19 protein-coding genes are annotated in these 21,384 nt (G+C 51.9%); 5 read left to right on the plus strand and 14 right to left on the minus strand.

Going from position 1 to position 21,384, the window contains the following annotated elements:
- Positions 1–49: 49 nt before the first annotated feature.
- From msrB to ACYVH9_RS10540, 4 genes are all read right to left on the minus strand, one after another.
- Positions 50–538 carry a peptide-methionine (R)-S-oxide reductase MsrB gene (gene msrB / locus ACYVH9_RS10525; protein ID WP_460636271.1) on the minus strand — a complete coding sequence of 163 codons (489 nt, stop codon included), beginning with the start codon at positions 536–538 and terminating at the stop codon, positions 50–52.
- A 115-nt stretch (positions 539–653) separates the two neighbouring features.
- Positions 654–1,529 carry an anti-sigma factor gene (locus ACYVH9_RS10530; RefSeq protein WP_460636272.1) on the minus strand — a complete coding sequence of 292 codons (876 nt, stop codon included), beginning with the start codon at positions 1,527–1,529 and terminating at the stop codon, positions 654–656.
- A complete protein-coding gene (locus tag ACYVH9_RS10535; protein ID WP_460636273.1) occupies positions 1,526–2,074 on the minus strand; it encodes an RNA polymerase sigma factor in 549 nt (182 codons plus the stop codon). The genes ACYVH9_RS10530 and ACYVH9_RS10535 overlap by 4 nt, the downstream gene beginning before the upstream one ends.
- A 164-nt stretch (positions 2,075–2,238) precedes the next feature.
- Positions 2,239–2,523, minus strand: a complete 285-nt coding sequence (locus ACYVH9_RS10540) for a hypothetical protein (protein WP_460636274.1) — start codon at positions 2,521–2,523, stop codon at positions 2,239–2,241.
- A gap of 136 nt (positions 2,524–2,659) precedes the next feature.
- Here ACYVH9_RS10540 and lysA point away from each other — a divergent pair, with 136 nt between their 5' ends.
- Positions 2,660–3,916 carry a diaminopimelate decarboxylase gene (gene lysA, locus ACYVH9_RS10545; protein ID WP_460636275.1) on the plus strand — a complete coding sequence of 419 codons (1,257 nt, stop codon included), beginning with the start codon at positions 2,660–2,662 and terminating at the stop codon, positions 3,914–3,916.
- An 85-nt stretch (positions 3,917–4,001) separates the two neighbouring features.
- A complete protein-coding gene (locus ACYVH9_RS10550) occupies positions 4,002–4,715 on the plus strand; it encodes a YebC/PmpR family DNA-binding transcriptional regulator (RefSeq protein WP_460636276.1) in 714 nt (237 codons plus the stop codon).
- A 15-nt stretch (positions 4,716–4,730) separates the two neighbouring features.
- Here the strand turns inward: ACYVH9_RS10550 and ACYVH9_RS10555 are convergent, their stop codons facing one another.
- The 3 genes from ACYVH9_RS10555 to ACYVH9_RS10565 form a co-directional block, all read right to left on the minus strand.
- Positions 4,731–4,964 carry a hypothetical protein gene (locus ACYVH9_RS10555; RefSeq protein WP_460636277.1) on the minus strand — a complete coding sequence of 78 codons (234 nt, stop codon included), beginning with the start codon at positions 4,962–4,964 and terminating at the stop codon, positions 4,731–4,733.
- A 90-nt stretch (positions 4,965–5,054) separates the two neighbouring features.
- A complete protein-coding gene (locus ACYVH9_RS10560; RefSeq protein WP_460636278.1) occupies positions 5,055–7,940 on the minus strand; it encodes a T9SS type B sorting domain-containing protein in 2,886 nt (961 codons plus the stop codon).
- A 168-nt stretch (positions 7,941–8,108) separates the two neighbouring features.
- The gene (locus ACYVH9_RS10565; RefSeq protein WP_460636279.1) at positions 8,109–9,095 is read right to left on the minus strand and encodes a glycosyltransferase family 2 protein; all 987 of its coding nucleotides are present in this window, start codon (positions 9,093–9,095) and stop codon (positions 8,109–8,111) included.
- A 243-nt stretch (positions 9,096–9,338) separates the two neighbouring features.
- On the opposite strand from ACYVH9_RS10565, the gene ACYVH9_RS10570 reads away from it, so the two are divergent.
- Positions 9,339–9,836: a UpxY family transcription antiterminator gene (locus ACYVH9_RS10570; protein ID WP_460636280.1), complete on the plus strand. Its 498-nt coding sequence runs from the start codon at positions 9,339–9,341 to the stop codon at positions 9,834–9,836.
- A gap of 60 nt (positions 9,837–9,896) precedes the next feature.
- Here ACYVH9_RS10570 and ACYVH9_RS10575 read toward each other — a convergent pair whose 3' ends face one another.
- Positions 9,897–11,381, minus strand: coding sequence for a circularly permuted type 2 ATP-grasp protein (locus ACYVH9_RS10575; protein ID WP_460636281.1), 1,485 nt, complete (start codon positions 11,379–11,381; stop codon positions 9,897–9,899).
- A gap of 216 nt (positions 11,382–11,597) precedes the next feature.
- Between ACYVH9_RS10575 and ACYVH9_RS10580 the strand changes: the two genes are divergently transcribed.
- Entirely contained in the window at positions 11,598–13,154 is a 1,557-nt protein-coding gene (locus ACYVH9_RS10580; protein WP_460636282.1) for a DUF5723 family protein, read from the plus strand.
- Between the two features lie 12 nt (positions 13,155–13,166).
- Here ACYVH9_RS10580 and ACYVH9_RS10585 read toward each other — a convergent pair whose 3' ends face one another.
- The 6 genes from ACYVH9_RS10585 to ACYVH9_RS10610 all read right to left on the minus strand — a co-directional run bounded on the left by ACYVH9_RS10585 (position 13,167) and on the right by ACYVH9_RS10610 (position 19,643).
- Positions 13,167–14,732, minus strand: coding sequence for a hypothetical protein (locus ACYVH9_RS10585; RefSeq protein WP_460636283.1), 1,566 nt, complete (start codon positions 14,730–14,732; stop codon positions 13,167–13,169).
- Positions 14,733–14,849: 117 nt separating this feature from the next.
- Positions 14,850–16,244, minus strand: a complete 1,395-nt coding sequence (hslU, locus tag ACYVH9_RS10590; protein WP_460636284.1) for an ATP-dependent protease ATPase subunit HslU — start codon at positions 16,242–16,244, stop codon at positions 14,850–14,852.
- Between the two features lie 227 nt (positions 16,245–16,471).
- Entirely contained in the window at positions 16,472–17,524 is a 1,053-nt protein-coding gene (gene porQ / locus ACYVH9_RS10595; RefSeq protein WP_460636285.1) for a type IX secretion system protein PorQ, read from the minus strand.
- A 69-nt stretch (positions 17,525–17,593) separates the two neighbouring features.
- Positions 17,594–18,337, minus strand: coding sequence for a hypothetical protein (locus ACYVH9_RS10600; RefSeq protein WP_460636286.1), 744 nt, complete (start codon positions 18,335–18,337; stop codon positions 17,594–17,596).
- The gene (locus ACYVH9_RS10605) at positions 18,337–19,089 is read right to left on the minus strand and encodes an LVIVD repeat-containing protein (protein WP_460636287.1); all 753 of its coding nucleotides are present in this window, start codon (positions 19,087–19,089) and stop codon (positions 18,337–18,339) included. Before ACYVH9_RS10605 ends, ACYVH9_RS10600 begins: the two co-directional genes overlap by 1 nt.
- Positions 19,090–19,100: 11 nt before the next feature.
- Entirely contained in the window at positions 19,101–19,643 is a 543-nt protein-coding gene (locus ACYVH9_RS10610; RefSeq protein ID WP_460636288.1) for a hypothetical protein, read from the minus strand.
- 103 nt (positions 19,644–19,746) lie between these two features.
- On the opposite strand from ACYVH9_RS10610, the gene ACYVH9_RS10615 reads away from it, so the two are divergent.
- Entirely contained in the window at positions 19,747–21,303 is a 1,557-nt protein-coding gene (locus ACYVH9_RS10615; RefSeq protein WP_460636289.1) for an acyl-CoA carboxylase subunit beta, read from the plus strand.
- Positions 21,304–21,384 lie beyond the last annotated feature (81 nt).

Genomic DNA, 21,384 nt, shown 5'->3' on the forward strand with positions numbered 1-21,384 from the left:
GGCCCGCCAGACCATCACCCCGGCTTAAAATCAAGGAGTTAGATTTCGCTTATTTCTTTTCAAACTCCAGCGCTACGCCGTTCATGCAATAGCGCAACCCCGTAGGCTTAGGCCCGTCATTAAATACGTGTCCTAAGTGCCCACCGCAGACTCCACATTCCACTTCGGTCCGAACCATGCCGTGGCTGCGATCGACTTTCTCAGCTACATTTTCTTTGGAGAGGGATTTGTAAAAACTAGGCCAGCCCGTTCCTGATTCAAACTTGGTTTCGGAAGTGAACAGGGGTGTTTTGCAACCTGCACACTTGAAAATGCCTTTTTCGTGGTTATCGATTAGCGGACTGGTGAAGGGGCGTTCGGTGCCTTGTTGACGCAGAACGTAAAATTGCTGCGGAGTTAAAATCTTCTTCCACTCCGCTTCAGTTTTGACCACCCTGGAGTGTTTTCCGTCGTCCGTGGTGCCGCGTACTGAAATAAAAGCCACCGAGCCGATGAGCATCAGCCCACCCAAAGCTCCAAGAAACAGTCTACGATTCATACTTAAAGAACAACAAATTTGAACGGATAGTTTGCCGGCAGCACGGAACCTGAGATAGTATTGAAAATGGGCCGGAAGCGTTCCCAAACCCTTTTTTACCGGATGATTTGTGCGATTAGGAAGTAACCTTGCCCATCACCACCATTGCCGTCAACGTCGGGGTCGGGCTGCCTCCGCGTTGTTCCAGTGTAATGGCAAATGCCTGCGCCTGGGGGAATGTTTTGATTTGCTGCACGACGGGTTTTCCTTCCTCCATCTCGAAAACACCGGCATCGACGGGTTTTCCGTCAACGATTGCCCAGAGCTGGTATTGCTGGGTTTCCGGTGGCTGGACGAGCGAGTCAATTTCCAGATTGACCTGGCCGGTCGTGGAGTTCCAGTAGACGGTGGCCAAGTTGGCGGTTGTGCTGTCGGTCGGATTCAGGCGGATCACCTTCATTCCGGGTTCTTTCAGCAACGCTAACGTGCGCTCCGATTGAGCCTGCTGATTACGCAGCCCCCTGACTTCTTCGGTTAATTCCTGATTGGCGTTCCGCAGCGAACTCAGCGTTTGTTGGCTATTCTGCAATTGTGAATAGAGAAAATAGGCAAAAAACAGGACCAGCAACCCTAACGAAGCTGCAACCATCCAGGTGACCCGATAGGTCGGTCTTGAGTTGGAAAAGTCATATTCCGGGTTAAGCGGCTGGATGGGGGCTTCGACAGGCTTTTCGATTAAAGGCGTTTCAATGCTGGTTGATTCGTTACTGATATTATCTTCCGGATTGCTAAAATCCAACTCGTTAAGAAGCCAGGTTTTAACTTCAGAAGGGGGATCATGACGCAAAGTCAAGGCATATTCCTCCAGGGCTGCCGACAAATTATCCAGCTCCTGACGAATCTCAGGGTAAATGCTCGACAGGCATTCGACCTCCCGTTTTTCCTGTGGGCTGACCGTGCCAAGCACATACTCTTCCAAAATGCCAGACTCTATGTATTCCTTTGTGTTCATGAGCCGAATAACTTCTTCAAGTCCTGTAAAGCAGACCGCACCCGCGTTTTGACCGTTCCCAGGGGCAGATTGAGCTTTTCTGCCACTTCTTCATGCGTATACCCGTAAAAATAAACCAGATCAATCACCGTACGGCGATCCTGATTTAGTTGATTGACCTTTTCGGCTAAGTCAAGTGTTTCAACCGCAGGCTGATGGGTCTGCTGCTTTTGATCTATTATATCTACGATATCAGCTCCTGTTTGGATTGACTGCCCTGAATGACGGGTACGAATAGAATCTATGGCCGTGTTGCGGGCAATGTTAAGTAACCAGGTAAAAAGCCGTCCCTTCTGGGCGTCGTAGGATGGAATATTTCGCCAGATTTTAACAAAGGAATCTTGTAGAACGTCGCGGGCTACTTCTTCATCACGAACCACTTTCAGAATCACACCATACAAAGCCGGTGAATACTGGTTATACAGCAAGTGAAAGGCTTGTTCTTCGCGCTGCTGGAGTTTTCGAACCAGTACGTCTTCCGTAAATGGGAGGTTAGAACGCTTCAAGGTAGTGGAGTAATTCAGTAACCAAATGGGTCGAAGTCAAAAATACAAATTACAACGATGCAGGCAAGCAATTTAGGATTGATTTAACCGCTAATTCATAAAAAAAGCTACTCCAGTTGCCAGAAATAGCTTTTTTTAATCGGTTTCTAATGACAGACCACCCATTATTCGGGGGTGGTGTCCGGTTTTTTCTTAACGGTTTTTGTCGTTTTTCTTTTCACGGTCGTTTGTTTCGTTGTGGTGGCGGCCTCCGAACGGCGGGCATTACGACTCGATTGCGTATTTTTGATCAATTTGCTTTTCATGGAATCCGTCCGGGCCGTTGGATCTCCCTGGGGGAAGGTTTCTGAAGGTTGTTCCGGAGCGTGGGCGTTAGGCGACGGAGTTTGGGCGTAGGCCTGCACCGAAATCCAGAACAGGGCAGCCCCTAAAACAGCTATCTTTTTCATAATCGTTGGAATCTGCGTGAGTAAGGATTTAACCCGAAAAACCGCAAATTGTTTGGGATGCCTTCCAAATCCGTTTGCCGGAAGTGGGACAAAATCGCTTATATTTGCACCTTAAAATTTGCTGACAATACTGCTTATGCAGATCGATCAAAACCGTTATCAGATTCAGGGGGTTGACGTCCTGGACATGGCCCGCGAATTTGGCCTTCCTTTGTATGTATACGACGCCGAGAAGATTGGCGAAAAAATAGCCGCGCTTCAGTCGGCTTTTCAGGGCGTTCAGCTGAAAATAAAATATGCCGCCAAGGCCCTTACGAACGTGTCGATTCTGAAATTGATGCGTAGCCGGGGCATCGATATCGAAGTGGTTTCGGTCAACGAAATCAGGATGGCCCTGCTGGCCGGTTTTGAGCCCCGGCAGATTATGTACACGCCCAGTGGGGTGTCATTTGCTGAAATTCAGGAAGCGCTGGATCTGGGTGTTCGGCTTAACGTGGATAGCCTGCCGCTGTTGAAATGGATGGGCGAAACGTACGGCAGCAACCGGGCGGTGGGCATTCGGATCAATCCGCACATCGCCGAAGGCGGCAACGTGAAGATTCAGACGGGACACGTTGATTCCAAATTTGGCATTTCCATTGCCCAACGGAATGAAATTCGGGTGGTGGTTGAGCAATACGCCATTCCCATCATTGGATTGCATATTCATACCGGCTCGGACTTCAAGAATGCTGATGCCTTTTTGAAAGGGGCAGAAGTGCTGTTTGAACTGGCCAGCGATTATCCCCACCTCGAATTTCTTGATTTCGGGAGCGGTTTTAAAGTAGCCTACCGGGAAGGCGATCACAGTACCGATATTGTTGAGCTGGGCCGGAAGGTGACGGCGGCCTTCCAGGATTTTTGCCGTACTTACGGCCGGGAACTCGAACTGTGGTTTGAACCCGGTAAGTTTCTGGTTAGCGAAAGCGGAAGCTTGCTGGTCAATGTTAACATCGTAAAGGAAAACCCCGCCCGGACTTTTGTGGCCGTTGACTCAGGACTGAATCACCTGATTCGGCCGATGATGTACGACGCTTACCACGAAATCGTCAATGTCTCGAATCCAGCGGGTGAAAATCAGACGTACAGTATTGTTGGATATATTTGCGAAACCGATACTCTGGGTTGGGACCGCTCCCTGAATGAGGTTCGTCCGGGCGATGTGCTGGCGCTCAAAAACGCGGGAGCCTACGGTTTTAGCATGAGTTCCAATTATAACTCACGGTTTCGCCCCGCCGAGGTGCTGGTCTACGAGGGAAAACCGTACCTGATCCGTCGGCGCGAAACGTTCGAAGACCTGGTTCGTAACCAGATTGAAGTCAATTTTGAAGAAGAAATAAGTATTAGCAAATAATGATGAGTGATGAACCAGGAACGATGGATGAAAAGCTGACGGAGTAATTCATCATTCATAACTGATCATTCATAACTTAATAAAGATGGGACGCGCATTCGAATACCGAAAAGCTAGAAAATTCAAGCGGTGGGGGATGATGGCCAAGACCTTCACCAAGATTGGGAAAGATATTGCTCTGGCCGTTAAAAGTGGTGGGGCTGATCCTCACACGAACGGGCGACTACGGGCTATCATTCAAAATGCCCGGGCGGCCAACATGCCGAAGGAAAACGTGGAACGGGCCATCAAACGGGCTACTTCCAAAGAGCAGGAGGATTTTAAGGAGATCACCTACGAAGGATACGGCCCACACGGTATTGCCATTGTGATTGAAACCGCAACGGACAACATCAACCGGACGGTAGCCAACCTGCGGAGCTATTTTACCAAATGTGGTGGGGCACTCGGTACGTCCGGAATGCTCGACTTCATGTTTGACCGCAAATCGGTGTTCCGTATTTCGGCGGTAGACATTGACTTGGACGAGTTTGAACTGGAAATGATTGACTACGGGGCTGACGAAATTTCCCTGGACGAAGAAGCGAACGAAATTGTGATTTACGGCGAGTTCACGGCTTTCGGTGCGATCCAGAAACACCTCGAAGAGAAAGGTCTTGAATTGAAACAGGCCGAATTTGAACGGATTCCGAACGACACAAAGGAGCTGAGCGAAGAAGAAATCGCCGATGTAGACAAGCTCCTGGAGCGGATTGAAGAAGACGAAGACGTCCTGAATGTATTTCATAACATGCGGTAAGTGGGCTATTCCCAGTTACCGCATCTTTTCCAGCAATTGCTGCCGGGTAGGACGTTCGCTGACTACTTCGTAGGTAATTCCTTCCAAATCAAGCATATCGACAAACGAGCGGTACTGCTCAACCTCGAACAGGTACAAATTGTCGTATGGTTCATTGAAAATTTCCACTTCCGTCAACACCGCATTTTTCTGCAAGAGCTGGTACTGATCGTGGGTTATGTCATTTTGACGGACGGTAAAATACCACATAGTTTCTAAGAGTAACGAGAAAAGACAGGAGAAGAAAACCGTCTATTGGCGTTTTTCTTCTCCGGTTCAAAAACCTCTTATTAAATTTAATTAATTCGTTCCACCTGATTCGCGGAGCAGTTCCACCCAGCCTTTGTAGGTTTGCGCGGGAGCCGAGCAGTCAACGCCGATGAATTTAACGCTGATCTGGTACAGATAAAGCCCACCCGGAACGTCTTTCCCCTGCGTATTTTTTCCGTCCCATTGCAGGGCGGGGTTGCTGCTTTGGTACACTTTAACGCCCCAGCGGTTTACGACGGTTAGCTCAGCGGTTTCAATAAACCGGGGACAGCGCGTTGGCTGAAAAATATCGTTGCGGCCGTCGCCGTTGGGCGTAAACACGTTCGGCATGTTCAAGTAGGGGCAATTGTCCTTGCAAACCCGGTTGGACGGGGCACTTTCCTGTCCGTTACGGCTAACGGCCCGTACTTCGTAACAACCCGCAAAAGAAGCAAGGTTTTCGTGTTTGTAGGTCATCAAAGGCGCATTGACGGAATCCAGCAACACAGGGTCCTGCCCGGCGCACGGGCTGTAGTAAATCCGGTATTTGACAATATTTCGGTCACAGTTACCGGTCGCCGGATTTTGCCAGGTAAGGGTATTCGCAAAGGTAGTCTGGTCGCAAAACGCTTCGGGCGTCAGGCTGGCGCAATTGAGCGTATCGACCGCCAGTTGCGGAGGGCAGGGCCGGGTGGTATCAATAGGCATGGCACAAACTCCCTGCGAATAATTATACAGAAGTATCGTGGTAAGCGGTGCGGCATATTGCCCGACGGTTTCGACCCGGTAGCAATAGTTACTATCGATGGACATCGTGGCGATCTGCACGCCATCGGCGGCATAGGTATCCGTTCCGGTATCAGTGAACGTGTACGTGTTAGCTCCCTGCACGGTCACATCGGCGATGCGGTTGAAAGGACCGTTGGGTCCTGTCTTACTGCGGTAAATGCGGTGTTGTTTGTTGTCGTTGCTCCAGGGAACATTGGCCTGCCAGTTGAGCTGAATGCGCCGAACACCGGCGGTGGCCGTCAGACGAACGGAGCTGGCATTGTCGGTGGCATCGAGCCGTTGCAACTGGCCTGTTGCTGGATCAGTATAGAAGAACTCGATCCGGTAGCGGTAAGCATTGGCCACAGTGTTCAGACCGCGGTCTGTATAAACCGTATCGGCTGCGCCCGGCTGAAGCGTGGTATTGATGGCCGCTATCTGGGTAAAATTGGTACCATCCAGCCCCGTTGCCCGCAGCAGCCGGTATTGGAACGGACCGGTGCCGTCGTTCGGATTGATGCCGGGAGGGCGGGTCCAGCGGACGGTAATAACCCCGCGGGTATCGTAAGTGCTGTCAACGGTTACGTTTGTAATCAGGGGTACCTGTTGTGGCAGATTCACACAGACCTGCTCCGATATGACGCTCTGTCCGTTGTTGGGGCGGGGCAGTACGACCACGATTCGGTAGCTGTATTGCACTCCTCGCTTCAGCCCCTGGTTGTTGTTATTGTCGGTATACGACGTCTGGCTGATTCCCACTGTGTCAATTCGGGTATAGCCGTTGGCGGTCAGCTGGTTGGCGTCACCGCACGGATCAAAATTCGATGGGTCGCACCCTTCTTTGCGGTAGATGGCCATCTTAGCACCCGCGGGCAGGGCTGCGGGGCCGCAGGCATAGGCTGCCCAGTTCAGCAAAATAGCGCGTCCGGCAGCATCGGCGGCAGGGCGGGCGGTGAGGCTCTTGGGCTGGGGGGCATAAATCCGGATACGGAATGACTCCAGGGTGGCCAATTGCGTTTGCCCGGCTCCGCGTGGAATATCAATTACCCGAAAGATAACATCGTACGGTTCGGCCCGGACGTGGGCACAGCTGGTTTGCCAGCGAAACGTTCCCGTAGCCGGACTATTCTGGGCCGCAGTGGGCGAGAACGTAGCAAAGGCGCGCGGAATCAGGGGGGGATTGTACTGTAACCCGTCAGGAGTCACGTTAAAAGGACCACCGTAGGCCGACAGTTCTACCCGATTTCCGTCGGGGTCGGTAGCGGTAACGTTTTGCTGAATCAGCGTACCAGCCTCCACACAGATGTCAGGAGGAGCCACCAGGGCCGGGCGTCTATTGGGCGAAGCCGTGACAATAATCTGCATATCCCGGATAATTTCACCGATTTTGACCCCATCGCGCCACTCCTCCACAATGAAGGCAATGTTGTATTGCCCCTGTTCGGCGGGTGCATCCCAACAGACATCCCCGGTGATGGCGTTGACCGTCAGGGTGGCCGGACCGGTACCGGCTTCGTTGACCCGATTGGCACCAATGGCCGTGGGGTCGGAATAGCCAGCCACCGAGCGCAGCGTACAGTTCCCCTGTTCGTCGCCCGCTCTTCCCGAAGGAACGTACAGCCGGTAAGCAAGGCTGTCGCCGTCAGCATCGAAAGCTGCGGGATTGTGGCACCATTTCTGACCGACCCGGGCCGAATCCAACGGCGGGTTCAGCAGAACGGGGGTACTGTTCAGTCCCAGTGCGGCATTGACAACAATCGTGGTCTGAAGTTGAAAGCTGACCTGGATGGAGTTCGGGATATTGCGGACGTTTTCGTTCCGGTTGGTGATTGTACAGGAGATTCGGTACGTGCCGGGGCCGGGATACGTGAAAGTGGCTACGTAAATGTTGACCGAGGTTGCCCGGTTGATGAGCCGATTGGAAGCCCGGGGAACCTCCACGGCGGGGCCAACGCCAAAGCAAAAGACGGCGGAGTTTTGTTGTTCACTGGCTGCTCTTCCTCCAATTTCATCGTGGTAGGTGGTCATTGTAACCTCATACGTGAGTGACGTACTGGAAACTCTTCGGGTGGTTATTTCACCGGCCCGCAAGTGAGTGGCTTGCGCTTCCGTAATGACAAGTAACCCAAGAAACAATACCCACCAAAACGTGCGGAAATATGTTTTCATAACTGATTAAAATCTATCCTTAGCAAGAACGTACAATGGCTCAGGTTGTGTATACGAATGAAGGCTTACAGAGCAATAATAGCGATAATAATTGGGAGTTATCGGGTTGTATGACTGCTGCTGAAGATTTTGCTCATCCGGCCCATGTGTTTGGGTATTCGTGGTGGGTTAAATTTTATAAAACCCCGGTCGATTGAACAACGTTTTCCAGAAGAAACGCAAAAAAACGCCGACCTGCTTGGCAAAGGCCCGCTGATTTTCCAACTCGAAAAAAGGGGAGCGGAACTTCAGCAGATTAACCCCAATTTTCCAGCCAAAAACAACGGGTACCATCGTTACATAATGCAGGATCAGGATCAGGTAAGCACCTATACCGTATTGCTTCCGGACCCAAAGCAGGTTCGAAACGTGCATCTGCGGTTTGAATCGATTGATATGGGTAACTTTTTGTTCCTGATAATCGGTGCTGCTGCCGTATTCCAGGTGAACATAAAAGGCGTCGCGTAGGAGCAGCATTTTTCCCTGTTTCCCCAACCGATAACACCACTCTACATCTTCGGCATACATAAAAAAGTTTTCGTCCAGCCCACCGGATTTCCGTACCGTTTCCCGGCGGGTCATGATGAAAGACCCCACCAGCCAGTCAACCTGATTCGGGTCGGAGTACTGGTAGTCGGGCAAAAACCGATACAACATTCGCTTGAAAAAGCCGGAGGTCGGAAGAATAAAAAAATACCGTCGCAGTTGCGAAAAACCGTCATAAGCCTCTGTATGCACTTTGCCGTCGCGGGTTAGCTGCCGGGGGCTGACCGCGGCTACGTCCGGATGGTGATCCAGGATGTCGGCACACCGTTTCAGCACATTGTCGACCAGCAGGGTGTCGGAGTTCAGCAGCAGCACCAGTCGCCCTGTAGACTCAGCGATACCCCGGTTGTTGGCCCGGGAAAAGCCGGAGTTGTAGCCCATTTCAATCCATTGGGTCTCCGGAAATGCCTTCAAGACAATAGCCTGCCCCGATGGGTCCGGATCATTATTGACCACCACTACCTCGTACGTCAGGTCGGAAGTATGCTTTTGGATGGAATGCAGGCAATCAATAATTAGATGCGGGGTTTTGTAATTGACCAGAATGATGGAGACGTCGGGCTGTTGCATATGGCTGCAAAAGTAAACATTAAGCCTGAAGCGCAAGTAAAGTGTTTAGCGGCAAGCTATAAAAATACACCCTGTCGATTTGTAAAACCGCCGGGTCATTAGCGGGCGTTTACGTCTCAAGAGCATCGTGTGACGTTTCGGTGGGTAATGGTGGAGAGGTTAATTAAATTGTTGGCGATCTTACGCATAAACAGGTTGTTTTCGTAAATCTTGCAGTATACTTGGATAAATATTTGGTGACTTATGCCCTGGTTTGTGATTTATACAAAGTCCCGTTCTGAAAAGTTGGTTGCGGACGGGATTCAGAAAAAAGGAATTGAAGTGTATTGCCCACTCCGAAAGGTCAAACGAAAGTGGTCCGATCGCTACAAAATCATCGAAGAACCGTTGTTTCGGTCTTACTGCTTTGTCAAGCTCGAAGACCGGGAGCGCAGCCAGGTGTTTGGCGTGCCCGGGTTCGTACGGTATTTGTTCTGGCTGAACAAACCCGCTATCGTCAGGGAAGAGGAGATTGAACAAATCAAAAAAATGCTGAATGATTTCGACCACGAAACAATTCAGGTTCATCAGTTTGAAGTGGCGGATAAAGTGCGGATCGATTCCGGCGCTTTTATGAAACAGGAAGGCGAAATTGTGGCACAGCAGGGCAAAAAGCTGACTCTGCATCTGGAATCGCTGGGCATCTATCTTTCAGTTGACGCCAGCAAAACCAAAGTCGATCGGTTGCCTAAAAGTGATTAGAAGAAACGGCTACAGAACGCGAGGCTGTTGCGCAGAACCCGCGTTCTGTAATCGGTTTAATTAATACAGCACCCACGTATCTTTTCCTCCTCCTCCTTGCGAAGAGTTTACCACTAGCGAACCTTTGCGGAGCGCAACCCGGGTCAAGCCGCCTGGAATAACATTAATGCCATCACCGTATAGGATATAAGGGCGGAAGTCGACGTGGCGGCCTTCCGTTTGGTCGCCGACAATAGTTGGAACCCGCGAGAGCGAAATCGTGGGCTGGGCGATGTAGTTGCGCGGATTGGCCTTGATCTTCTTTCGGAATTTCTCGTGCTCGGCCTTGGTTGCCTTCGGACCGATCAGCATACCGTAACCTCCCGCTTCGTTCGCTTCCTTAACAACCAGTTTATCAATGTTTTCCAGAACGTATTTGCAATCTTCCTCCTCCCGGCAAATGTAGGTTTGCACGTTGGGAATGATGGCTTCTTCGCCCAGGTAGTATTTGATAATACGGGGAACGTAGGCATAAATGACCTTATCGTCGGCCACCCCGGTACCGGGAGCGTTGGCCAGGGCGACCCGTCCCTTTTTGTAAACTTCAAAAATACCCGGAATTCCAATGAGCGACTCAGGGTTGAAAACGTGGGGGTCCAGGAACGTATCGTCGATCCGGCGGTAAATCACATCGACGGTTTGAAACCCTTTGGTGGTTCTCATTTTAACGTAACCACCCGAAACCACCAGGTCGCGGGAGTCGACGAGCTCAACCCCCATTTGTTGGGCCAGGTACGAATGCTCAAAGTAAGCAGAGTTGTAAATGCCAGGGGTGAGCACCACCACGGTTGGATCGGGCCGGTCGGCAATGTGTTGCAGCAGTTGCAACAGCCGGGTCGGGTAATCGGAAACCGGTCGAACGCCCGTCCGGGCCAGTACTTCCGGGAATGTTTGTTTCAATAGTTCCCGGTTTTCGATCATGTAGGAAACGCCCGACGGACAGCGGAGGTTATCTTCCAACACCATAAACTGGCCGTCGTCGCCCCGAATGAGGTCTGTACCGGTAATGTGGCACCAGATATTTTTCGGCGGATTCAATCCCATGCAAGCGGGTAAAAAACACTTACTCGACTCAATCAGATCCCGGGGTACAACGTTATCGTTCAGAATGTGTTGATTATTATATACATCGTGAATGAATAAGTTGATGGCCTGAATCCGCTGCGTGAGTCCGCGTTCGAGCTGATTCCACTCATTCGATGGAATAACGCGCGGAATGATGTCAATCGGCATGATGCGTTCGGTGCCTTCCCCTTCAGAATACACATTAAACGTAATGCCCATCGACATTAACGACCGTTCTGCTGCGTGTTGACGACCAATGACATCCTCGCGGCTGAGCTGCTCCACCCGTTGCTTAAACTGTTCATAACCAGAGCGAACCTGCCCATCTGCCGTGAACATCTCATCAAAAAAGTTATCAGTACGGTAGTCGGCAAATGAGAATGAGTTTCCCTGCGATTGCGACTGCGTTTGGTTTCCTTGTGTTTGTGACTGAAACTGCATAGGTGGGTAACTATTATTGGCGAATAAAGCGTTAGAATTGCAATAATATACAAAATTATATATGGTTGTCTGCCCGTTGGAGTAGTTTATTATTTAGAGTAATAAATCATTTCCTTACTTTTCAGATATGAACACTCGCTTCATTTCCGTAAACATCCTGTATATTTAGAAGCTCAACGGCACAAGAAAGGTTTGCACACGTTTATTAGTAATTGAATGAGAGGAAGATACGGTCAGCTCTATCTGACGCTGGCCCTGCTGGGGGTAACTTTGCCCACGATGGGTCAATATCTGACGGGAATTGTAAACAGCAATTACGCGGGTACACAGTCGATTTATCGGCATCCGTCCGACGTGGTCGATTCGCGTTACCGAGTATATATCAACCTGGCGGCCACGGATTTATACGCATCCAACAACCACGCCCGGTGGGTGGCTCCTTTTCCCTTTGCCAATTACATAACGGGTACCACACCGGCCCAATACCGCCGGGAACGGGGGCGTAGCCTGGGCCGAATGGGCTACATGGAAGAGAACCTGAACGGGAAAGATAAGCGATTGACGGCCGGTGGAGAGTTACGCGGTCCATCCGTTCTTGTTACGTTGAACGATCGTTTTGCCGTAGCATTTTCGACCCGGGCCCGGGCTGGAGTTTCTTACCGGAACACCTCGGAGCAAATGGCTCGTCTAATGATTTATGGGACGCAAATACCAGAGAGCCAGCGGGTACTGAATGAGGGCCAACATGGAATGGCCAATGTAAACGGCTATGGTGAGCTGGCCGCAACCTTTGGCGCAGTATTGCTCGACAACGATGATCAATTCTGGAAGGCAGGCATTACCCTCAAACGCGAAGTAGGATTTTACAACGCGCATATTCGGGTGATTGACGCCACGCATCAGATCGTACGGGATCCTGATTTGCCCGGTTTTCAGGCGTTGAGCATTCGTAAAGCTACCGGTACGTATGGGTACACCAGCGAGCAGGCTTTTCAAAACGCGGGGCTGTCACCGGGCTGGCTTTTCGGAAGGCAGTCGGCCGGTGGGGGCTGGGGGCTGGATCTGGGAATGACGTACGAGTATCGTCCGGATTACCGCAAGTACACCTACCGCGATAAAGGCGAACTGCGCCGTGATCCGACTAAAAATAAGTACCTCTACCGTATTTCCGCATCGCTGGTCGATATCGGAGGGGTTCGGTTCAAGAATCCCGAAATGGTTAATCTCTACCAGGTATCGGTCGAAAATAAAATGATTACCAGTACGGCTTTTCTGGGGGCCAAGACGCCCGATGAGATCAATAACCGGATCGTCGATGCCTTGGATCTGCCGTTGATGGAACGGCAAACTTCCTACCGTTCGGGATTACCGACAGCCTTGAATGTGAGCGCCGATTACCGATTCAAAGAAAATGTGTACGTTGGCGTGCTGTGGACCCAGAGTTTGGTTTCACCGAATGCCGTTTCCATGATCACGCCTTCCATGCTGGCGGTGGTGCCCCGCTGGGAGAGTCGCTGGGCGGAAGTGTCCGTGCCGGTGGCCCTACAGGATAATTATACCATGCCGACCATCGGGCTGGCCGTTCGGCTCGGACCGGTATTTGCCGGAACCGATCATTTGGGTGGGCTGGCCAACATCGGCAAGCCGCGGGGCGCCAACTTCTACGCCGGAGCCGCCATTCCATTGTTTCGTCGCGGACCGCGTAACCCGAATGAATGTTTTTTTCCCCCACAGGAGGGCGGTTACTGGAAACGTTCGGGGCGTCGGCGCTAGCCGAACGAAGAGCTACTTTTTCAGCAAATACTTGAAAAAGAACGAATCTCGTTTGCCCACATACTGCACGGCATAATCCGTTTCGGCATCGATGGCTTCGTGGGGGCGCATCTGCGTCATGTCCCTTTCGCCAAAGTTGGTCGTGGCCCGGGCAATGGATCGTTCGATGGGTTGCGGAATCCGGATCGACCAGAGTTTATAGGCCAGAACGCGTAGCGGAGCATACAATCCAATCAAGAGCCAGGTCACAAAGAACCAGCCGGAAACGGAGCGTTTTGGAGTGTGGCACCAGTGAACAAAACCGTTGGCCAGAATGAGGTAATACACAAACTGCGCCGGGATCATCGTCCGGTTCTGAAAGTCATTCCAGCGCCCCATATAAATGACACTGAGAAGCTGAATCGAAACCGCAGCTACCAAAACCGTTCGGTCCCAGGGTCTGTTCTCGGGATAAAAGCGGTTATACCAGCGAAAGAGCACCACGCCCACCCAAAGCTGAAGTCCCCAGAAGAGCAGATACAAAGCCACATCCACCGGTTTGTCAAAGGCTTCCGTTATGACACCCGCGTATGGAATGGGGTAATGCGCCTGGTAAAAACTGCCCATCAACGCGGTCCAGATCAGGCCGAAAGCTAGAAACACCGGCTGTAGCCAGGTCGTCGGCTTAAAAACCGTCCGTTGGGTAAAGACCAGCCACAGCCCCAAGCCAATGCTGACAAATGGCGACCAGAACAGGGTGGCTGCAATGACAAACGCGAGGGCCGCCGGTGACGGTTTTCGAGGCTGCCAGTAAAGAATCAGGCCAATGGCAATCCATCCACCCAGCGCGTGTTGTGGCACAGCCTGCAATTGCATCACAAGCGGAGCGGGATCAATGCTCTGGGAAAAGTTCTGATTACTGAACGCTAGCCGAGGGGTTTCGTAACGCGTATAACCCGGAATCTGGTTTGTGAACACCGCCGACCACCAGCGAGCAACCTGCCAGTCAAAATCTGTATGCAGCGACCAGAACAGGCGAACCATTACCTCGACGCCGGACAGGAAAGGGAGACAAACTGCAACCCAGACCCGTTTTTTTTTGCTTAACCGGGCCGCCCAGCAGAACGCCAGCAAAACGCCAAGCCCTCCCCAGACGAATGACACCCATTCCGTTTGCGGAAACGTCAGGGTAAAGAATTTGGCAAGGGCGGCTGTTGGTAGGTAGTAAGCCAGGTAGTAGCAAAGAAAAGGATCGTTGAAGCGAGAATTCTGGTAAATCACCGGCCATGGTCGGGTGATGAGGTCGTGGAAAACCAGGTTGTGTTTATCGTAATCGCCGTACTGAGGCACGAACGCCCCAATCCCGCTGACCCACGTCCAGAACAAAGCCCCCAGTCCCAAAATTGCCCATTCCGCTGGCGAAAAACCGAGGGGAGAGCCGGTGGACAAGCTGGGCTGCCGGATAAACTGCCAGATGCCAACGGCCAGCAGAACCGTCAGCGGAACGGCTATCAAGGGCCGAATCCAGAACATTAAAAAAAGGCCGACTGGTATATACAGGTAACCGAGCGAAGCAAGGGTGAGTCGGTCAATCTTCATCGAATTATCGGATCGCTAGTCGGGTGTGGCAGAGAAAAGTTGCATTAAAACAAATGTAAAAAAGGCCGGGAGATTTTCTCCCGGCCTTCTGAAAAAAAGCGGTTTTACGAGAATGCTTTACAGGATAAACTGACTTAAATCACGGTTTTTGACCAGCGAGTTGAGTTTCTCAGAAACCATTTCTTTTGTGATAATTACCTGAGAGTTGGCACCAATGGCATCCGGAATATCGAACATGAAATCGTTCAGTAAGTGACTCATCACGGTTTGTAACCGGCGGGCACCGATGTTTTCTACCTCCGAATTCACCTGGAAAGCAATGCGGGCAATTTCGCGCAGGGAGTCTTCCTCAAACGTCAAGGTTACATTTTCCGCATCCAGCATGGCCACGTATTGTTTCGTTAGGGCATTTTTTGGCGCTTTCAGGATCTGGAAAAAATCGTCTTCCGACAGGCTTTGCAATTCCACCCGGATCGGAAAACGGCCCTGAAGCTCCGGAATCAGGTCCGACGGTTTCGACACGTGAAAAGCACCCGCGGCCACGAAAAGAATGTAGTCGGTGTTGATACTGCCGTATTTGGTGTTGACCGTGCTGCCCTCCACAATCGGGAGCATATCGCGCTGAACCCCCTCGCGGCTGACATCCGGTCCACCTGAGCCACCACTTCGGCTCGACGCAATTTTGTCGATCTCGTCAATAAAAATAATCCCTGTGTTTTCGGCTTTCCGGATGGCCTCTTCCTTCACCTCGTCCATATCGATGAGTTTGCCAGCTTCTTCTTCCAGCAAAATCTTCTTCGCTTCGGCAATTGTAACCTTGCGTTTTTTGCCGCGCCGGGGCATCATGCCGCCAATCATTTCCTGGATGTTCATCATCGACAGCTCATCCACCGTGCCACCGATCATGCCGATATTAGGGGCCTGATTCTGCTGCACATCGATTTCGATTTTTCGGTCGTCCATCTCGCCTTTGCGGATCTTTTCCCGAAACCGTTCCCGGGTCCGTTCATTCAATTCGGCGTCAGTCTCAGGAACTTCGTTCTTGGGTTCGTCAATGGCAAATCCTGAAGGCTGTTTGATGGGCGGAATCAGAATGTCCAGAATCATGTCCTCTACAATCTGCTGAGCCCGGTTTTTTACCTCCTCTTTTTTGGCCGCTTTGACCATGTTCACCGATTGTTCGACCAGGTCACGAACCATGCTCTCCACGTCGCGGCCCACGTAACCCACCTCCGTAAATTTGGAGGCTTCTACTTTCGTAAACGGAGCGTCGGCAATCTTGGCCAGCCGCCGGGCAATTTCAGTTTTACCAACCCCGGTGGCCCCAATCATCAGAATGTTGTTCGGGGTGATTTCCTGTTGCATTTCAGGAATACTGTTCATGCGTCGCCAGCGGTTGCGGAGGGCAATGGCGACGTTGCGTTTGGCATCGTGCTGGCCGATGATGTATTGGTCTAGTTCTGCGACAATCTGCCGCGGAGTCAAATCTTTTAGATCTTGCTGTGGAGTCATAGATACGGTTTTTGCGTAGGGCAGGGGGCAGAGGGGAAAAGACAAAAGAAAATCTTCTTTGCCCCAATCCCCTGCCCTCTGCTCCTACAAAGAAACGGAGGAAAGCGCAATTTGTCCGCTGATGTACTTTTTTTTTTGCGCAGAGTAGCAGGCAGTGGGGAAAGGGAACCCGGTCTTTATCAAAGCTTTGTCCAGTACCATCTGCACCGGGCGGAAACGCCGGCGTGTTAATGGTATTTTTGGGGTAAGATTCGCGTAAGATCAATGCGAAACGACAGCTGGCTGCTGCCGCCCACGGCCGGAGTAGCCAGCGCCCGCGCGTAGGTCAACTGGAAACTCTTGGCCTGAACCGCAATGCCAAACGAGAAACCGGCGGCTCCCGACCCCGTCGTCAGCCGGGCTTCTTGCCGACGCAGGTGGTTGTAGCCTGCCAGTAAATTGACGTTTCTGTGAATCAGAAATTCCAGCCCGACGGCCAGGTGCCGCATGATTTTCTCCGGAACGGCAATTTTCTTCGGAATGGGGTTGCCATCCAGGTCATAGCTCACATTCAACGCCGGGTCGTTGTAGACGATGTCGAACTGGTGGAGGTGATGGGCCGTAAGCGTAGCGCGAATGGGCAGGTGCTCCGGTTTGATGGTCACGCCCGCTTGCAGATCGAAAGGCAGGTCCGGCGACCCGGCAGCCTGTCCGGGAAAATACGTTTTCAGGCGAAATCCGGCATTTTTCGCGACCAGACCAAACATCAGTTCTTTTTCGGGGTGCCGCCACGTTCCGCCCAGATCAAACAAAACCGCAAAGGCCGAGTACGTTTCAATGGACGAGCCAACGGCCTTCAGGGTGGCTCCGAGGGTAAAGTTACCCTCGGTTCGGGCGTGTGTCAGGCTTAGTGCAAAATCATTGGCGGTAAACGTACCAACGGTATTTCCCAGAAAGTCGGTTTGGTCAAACGAGCCGTAGCTAAGGTATTGCAACCCGGCGGCCCAATGGCCTTTACTCTTGATCGGCAATCCGTATTGAAGCACGTAAAAGCGGGCATCGGCAAAATAAGGCACGAACGTGAGCGCCAATTGATGATAGCCCGACGAGTCGAGCAGGGCGGGATTTTGCAAAAAAAACTGGCCCTGTGGCTGGGTATTGGAAGCGGCCATTCCGCCCAGAGCCGCCACGCGGGCGTTCGTCGGAATCGTCAGAAAGAGAAAGCTATCCTGACCGCCGGGCGGCTGCCCCACTGCAAAAATAGCCACCAGAAACAGTAAGGCCGTTAAAGATGCTTTCAAAGGAAACGGGGTTAACGTTGACAGCTGGGCCAGGCAGAGAATGCCTGGTCGGAACCGTTCTGCGTAAAGCTACAAAACATAGCCTAATTTCAACCCCACTGTACCGCTGGGCCGGACGCCTTCTTCCCGAACGGTTAATCGCCCGATCGTGAAATCCGTGAAGCGAATAATATCTTCGTTTGGGGGTCTTCTGAACCGATAGGGCGTGAGGTAGCGGAAACCAAGCCCCCAGAATACATCGAGCAACAGCCGGTTTTTGCCGGGCATACTCAGGACAAACTGCCGGCCAAATTTGGCGTGAATACCCCAGACGGTCCGGGAAACGGGATAGGTTCCGCGCTCAAAATACGCACAGGTCCCGTCAGCACATTCACGGCCGATGGCCGTGGTAGTCACGGCTGATACCTGCTTGTAAAAGGTTTCTACGGCGAAATACCGGCCAATGGGTGGGGTGGCAAAATGGGGTTGGCGACTGGCGCGATAACGACCGGAATACCGTCGCCACTCGAACCGGCCGCGCCAGACTTCAAAGTTGTCGAAATCGCTGCGCCGGTACGCGTACATATTTAGGGCCTGCCATCCGTATCCCAGCTCGCCCTGAAGCGAATGCCGTCTGTGGGTACCCAACAGCATTTCGGCCCCCGCCTGAATAGTGTTATCAACATCAAATAAAGCCAGGGGTGCAAACTTGATGACCCAGCGCGGAGGGTGGTCAAGGAAGGGCGTGAGGGTATCGGGTAGGAAAAATTGCGCCATCCCGTTCAGCGGAAAAAACAGCAGGAAGCAGATTACTTTCGAAAAACGGGTGATCATCATTTTTCGACCGGAAGTTTACTGAGCAATGTAAGTTGTTGGGAGGCATCGTACCGGTATTGGAAAATACCGTCTTTGCCGGTGACAATCAGCACCGAGCGGTTTGGAATCACGTCGTAGGTTCGGATGTCGGTGAAGGTTTTGATCAGTTTCAGGTTGACCGGATCGCTGGCGTCGAAAACTTTCAGACCAGAATCGCCTTCGGAAACAAACAGCAGGTTGCCGTCGATGCCCAGCCCGTGCGGGTTGATCATCGGAATCATGTTCACCTGTCTCGGGTTGGCCGGGTTGCTGATGTCGACAACTTCCAGGCGGTTCTGGCCGGTGTTGCAGGCGGTACCACTCCGGAGCGTTACGTAAGCATAATTGCCCTGGGCCACCACCGGGTCGCAGCTAAAGATGTGCCGGTACAACGCGGTTTGCCGGGGATTGGCCGGATTGTCCAGATTCAGGATGTACATGCCAGTCTGGGTGCCGATAAACAGGTGATTATTGTATGGGAAAATGGTCTCAACACCGAAACCCAGCGGTACTTTTTTCAGGTTTTTAGGGTCGGCGTTCTGTTGGACATTGTACACTTGCAGGCTGTTGTGGTTGACCACGTACAGGTAATTTCCGGCCACGGCAAAGCGGGCCATTGAGCCGCCTGTACCCCCACCGCTGGGATTTACATTGGCGCTGTCTTTGCTGCCCATTTCGCAACTTGCCAGCGTCACCACGCTGATCAGGAGCAGGAGTAATTGTTTTTTCATGCTACAACGGGTCAACGATAACATTTAGGGTTGGTCAACATTGTGGTTTCCCAACCGACGACTATGCCTTTTTTGGGATCGGCGCATTCAAACTGTACATTGCGTTCCTGGGGATACGCCGGATATGGATACGCGTCTTTGACCCGTTTCAAAACCGTTACTTTGCGGGGGTCGGAAATGTCAAGCGCGACCAGATCGACGGAATTATCGACGTACATCACCCGATCCTTGATCGCCATATCGATGTTGCCCGGTACGGCAACGAAAGAAATTTTCTGCGGATTGGCCGGATCGTGGTTGTCGACAATATGGATGCCCCTGCCTTGTTCGTTAATGAACAAAAAACCGTCTTTAATGTATATCTTTCCGGGATTCTTGAGCGGTTGGGGCGATTCGGTTTTAATCGCGCTGACTTCCTCGTACGAAGCATAAACCGGGCGCAGCCCCTGAACCTGTCGCGCCGTGTCAACGTCGCGATCGTTCTCGCAGCCGAAGCCGATTCCTAAAAGGAGCAGGAAGGTCCAACGCTGAAAAGGATAGGAGAATTGTTTCATAAAAGTCGTCGGTTTTGCAACAATGATACAAATTCGACGAAAACCGTTGGATTCAGGAAGAAAAATTATTTTTGTCGCACTACATTCAACTAAACCCGCGCGCATGGACGCAGAAATTAAGTCTACCAAAACCGACATTCTTGATCGTAAAAATGCCGAAGCCGAACTGGGTGGTGGCCAGAAGCGCATCGATGCCCAGCATAAAAAAGGAAAGCTGACCGCCCGCGAGCGTATTGCGCTGCTGGTCGACGAAGGCTCTTTTGAGGAGATCGGCAAATTTGTCATGCACCGTACGCGGGATTTTGGACTGGACAAAGAGCACTACCTGGGCGATGGCGTGGTAACGGGCTATGGCACCGTCGACGGCCGGTTGATTTACGTTTTTGCCCAGGATTTTACGGTTTTCGGTGGTGCCTTGTCGGAGACGCACGCGGAGAAAATCTGCAAAATCATGGATCTGGCCCTCAAAAATGGGGCGCCGGTGATTGGGCTGAACGATTCCGGCGGTGCCCGGATTCAAGAGGGCGTGTTGTCACTGGCGGGGTATGCCGATATTTTTTACCGCAACACGCTGGCGTCGGGCGTTATTCCGCAGATTTCGGCGGTGATGGGGCCGTGTGCCGGGGGAGCCGTTTATTCACCGGCCATTACGGATTTTATTCTGATGGTTGAAAATACCTCGTATATGTTCGTGACAGGGCCGAACGTGGTTAAAACCGTTACGCACGAAACCGTGACGGCGGAGGAACTGGGCGGAGCCAGCACGCACAGCACCAAATCTGGCGTGACGCATTTTGCCTGCGCCAACGAGCTGGCTTGCATTCAGTACATTAAAAAACTGCTGAGTTATATTCCCCAAAATTGCGAAGATGAGCCGGTTCGGTTGCCTTACGAAGCAGCCGACGAACTGCGTCCGGATCTGAATACGCTGATTCCCGAAAACCCGAATCAACCGTACGACATGCGCGAAGTCGTGGAAGAACTGGTCGATGCGGGTAGCTTTTTCGAGGTTCACCAGGCATTTGCCGAAAACATCGTGGTCGGATTTGCCCGGCTGGCGGGACGAAGCATCGGGGTGATTGGCAACCAGCCTGCGGTTCTGGCGGGGGTTCTCGACATCGATGCCAGTACGAAAGCGGCCCGATTTGTGCGGTTTTGCGATTGCTTCAACATTCCGTTGCTGGTGTTGGAAGACGTTCCCGGTTTTCTGCCGGGCACCGATCAGGAGTGGAACGCCATCATCACCAACGGGGCTAAGCTACTGTACGCTTTTTGTGAAGCGACGGTGCCGCGCGTAACGGTGATTACCCGGAAAGCCTACGGGGGCGCTTACGATGTGATGAATTCCAAACACATCGGTGCCGATCTGAATTACGCCTGGCCGACGGCCGAAATTGCGGTGATGGGAGCGAGCGGTGCCGCTGAGATCATCTTCAAGCGCGAAATCGCCGAAGCCGACGATCCGCAGGTGCGCTTGCAGGAAAAAGTGCAGGACTATACTGAAAAGTTTGCCAATCCGTACCGGGCTGCACACCGGGGCTATATCGATGAGGTAATTTACCCCGACCAAACCCGCCAGAAGCTGATTCGGGCGTTTCAGATGCTGGAAAATAAAGTGGCGACATTACCCAAGAAAAAACACGGAAACATTCCGCTGTAAGAAGATAAGGCTCAACCCATTTGCTTTTTGCTTGCTCGTTACCGTTCAGAAAATAAATTCGCTGTTCTGTGGGGGGATTGC

The organism is Larkinella harenae, assembly GCF_054780515.1.

What these genes read in the sequence shown, in the direction of transcription:
- msrB (WP_460636271.1), bottom strand. Translation starts at nt 538, where the DNA reads ATGAATCGTAGACTGTTTCTTGGAGCTTTGGGTGGGCTGATGCTCATC.
- ACYVH9_RS10530 (WP_460636272.1), bottom strand. Translation starts at nt 1,529, where the DNA reads ATGAACACAAAGGAATACATAGAGTCTGGCATTTTGGAAGAGTATGTG.
- ACYVH9_RS10540 (WP_460636274.1), bottom strand. Translation starts at nt 2,523, where the DNA reads ATGAAAAAGATAGCTGTTTTAGGGGCTGCCCTGTTCTGGATTTCGGTG.
- lysA (WP_460636275.1), top strand. Translation starts at nt 2,660, where the DNA reads ATGCAGATCGATCAAAACCGTTATCAGATTCAGGGGGTTGACGTCCTG.
- ACYVH9_RS10550 (WP_460636276.1), top strand. Translation starts at nt 4,002, where the DNA reads ATGGGACGCGCATTCGAATACCGAAAAGCTAGAAAATTCAAGCGGTGG.
- ACYVH9_RS10555 (WP_460636277.1), bottom strand. Translation starts at nt 4,964, where the DNA reads ATGTGGTATTTTACCGTCCGTCAAAATGACATAACCCACGATCAGTAC.
- ACYVH9_RS10560 (WP_460636278.1), bottom strand. Translation starts at nt 7,940, where the DNA reads ATGAAAACATATTTCCGCACGTTTTGGTGGGTATTGTTTCTTGGGTTA.
- ACYVH9_RS10565 (WP_460636279.1), bottom strand. Translation starts at nt 9,095, where the DNA reads ATGCAACAGCCCGACGTCTCCATCATTCTGGTCAATTACAAAACCCCG.
- ACYVH9_RS10570 (WP_460636280.1), top strand. Translation starts at nt 9,339, where the DNA reads ATGCCCTGGTTTGTGATTTATACAAAGTCCCGTTCTGAAAAGTTGGTT.
- ACYVH9_RS10575 (WP_460636281.1), bottom strand. Translation starts at nt 11,381, where the DNA reads ATGCAGTTTCAGTCACAAACACAAGGAAACCAAACGCAGTCGCAATCG.
- ACYVH9_RS10580 (WP_460636282.1), top strand. Translation starts at nt 11,598, where the DNA reads ATGAGAGGAAGATACGGTCAGCTCTATCTGACGCTGGCCCTGCTGGGG.
- ACYVH9_RS10585 (WP_460636283.1), bottom strand. Translation starts at nt 14,732, where the DNA reads ATGAAGATTGACCGACTCACCCTTGCTTCGCTCGGTTACCTGTATATA.
- hslU (WP_460636284.1), bottom strand. Translation starts at nt 16,244, where the DNA reads ATGACTCCACAGCAAGATCTAAAAGATTTGACTCCGCGGCAGATTGTC.
- ACYVH9_RS10600 (WP_460636286.1), bottom strand. Translation starts at nt 18,337, where the DNA reads ATGATCACCCGTTTTTCGAAAGTAATCTGCTTCCTGCTGTTTTTTCCG.
- ACYVH9_RS10605 (WP_460636287.1), bottom strand. Translation starts at nt 19,089, where the DNA reads ATGAAAAAACAATTACTCCTGCTCCTGATCAGCGTGGTGACGCTGGCA.
- ACYVH9_RS10610 (WP_460636288.1), bottom strand. Translation starts at nt 19,643, where the DNA reads ATGAAACAATTCTCCTATCCTTTTCAGCGTTGGACCTTCCTGCTCCTT.
- ACYVH9_RS10615 (WP_460636289.1), top strand. Translation starts at nt 19,747, where the DNA reads ATGGACGCAGAAATTAAGTCTACCAAAACCGACATTCTTGATCGTAAA.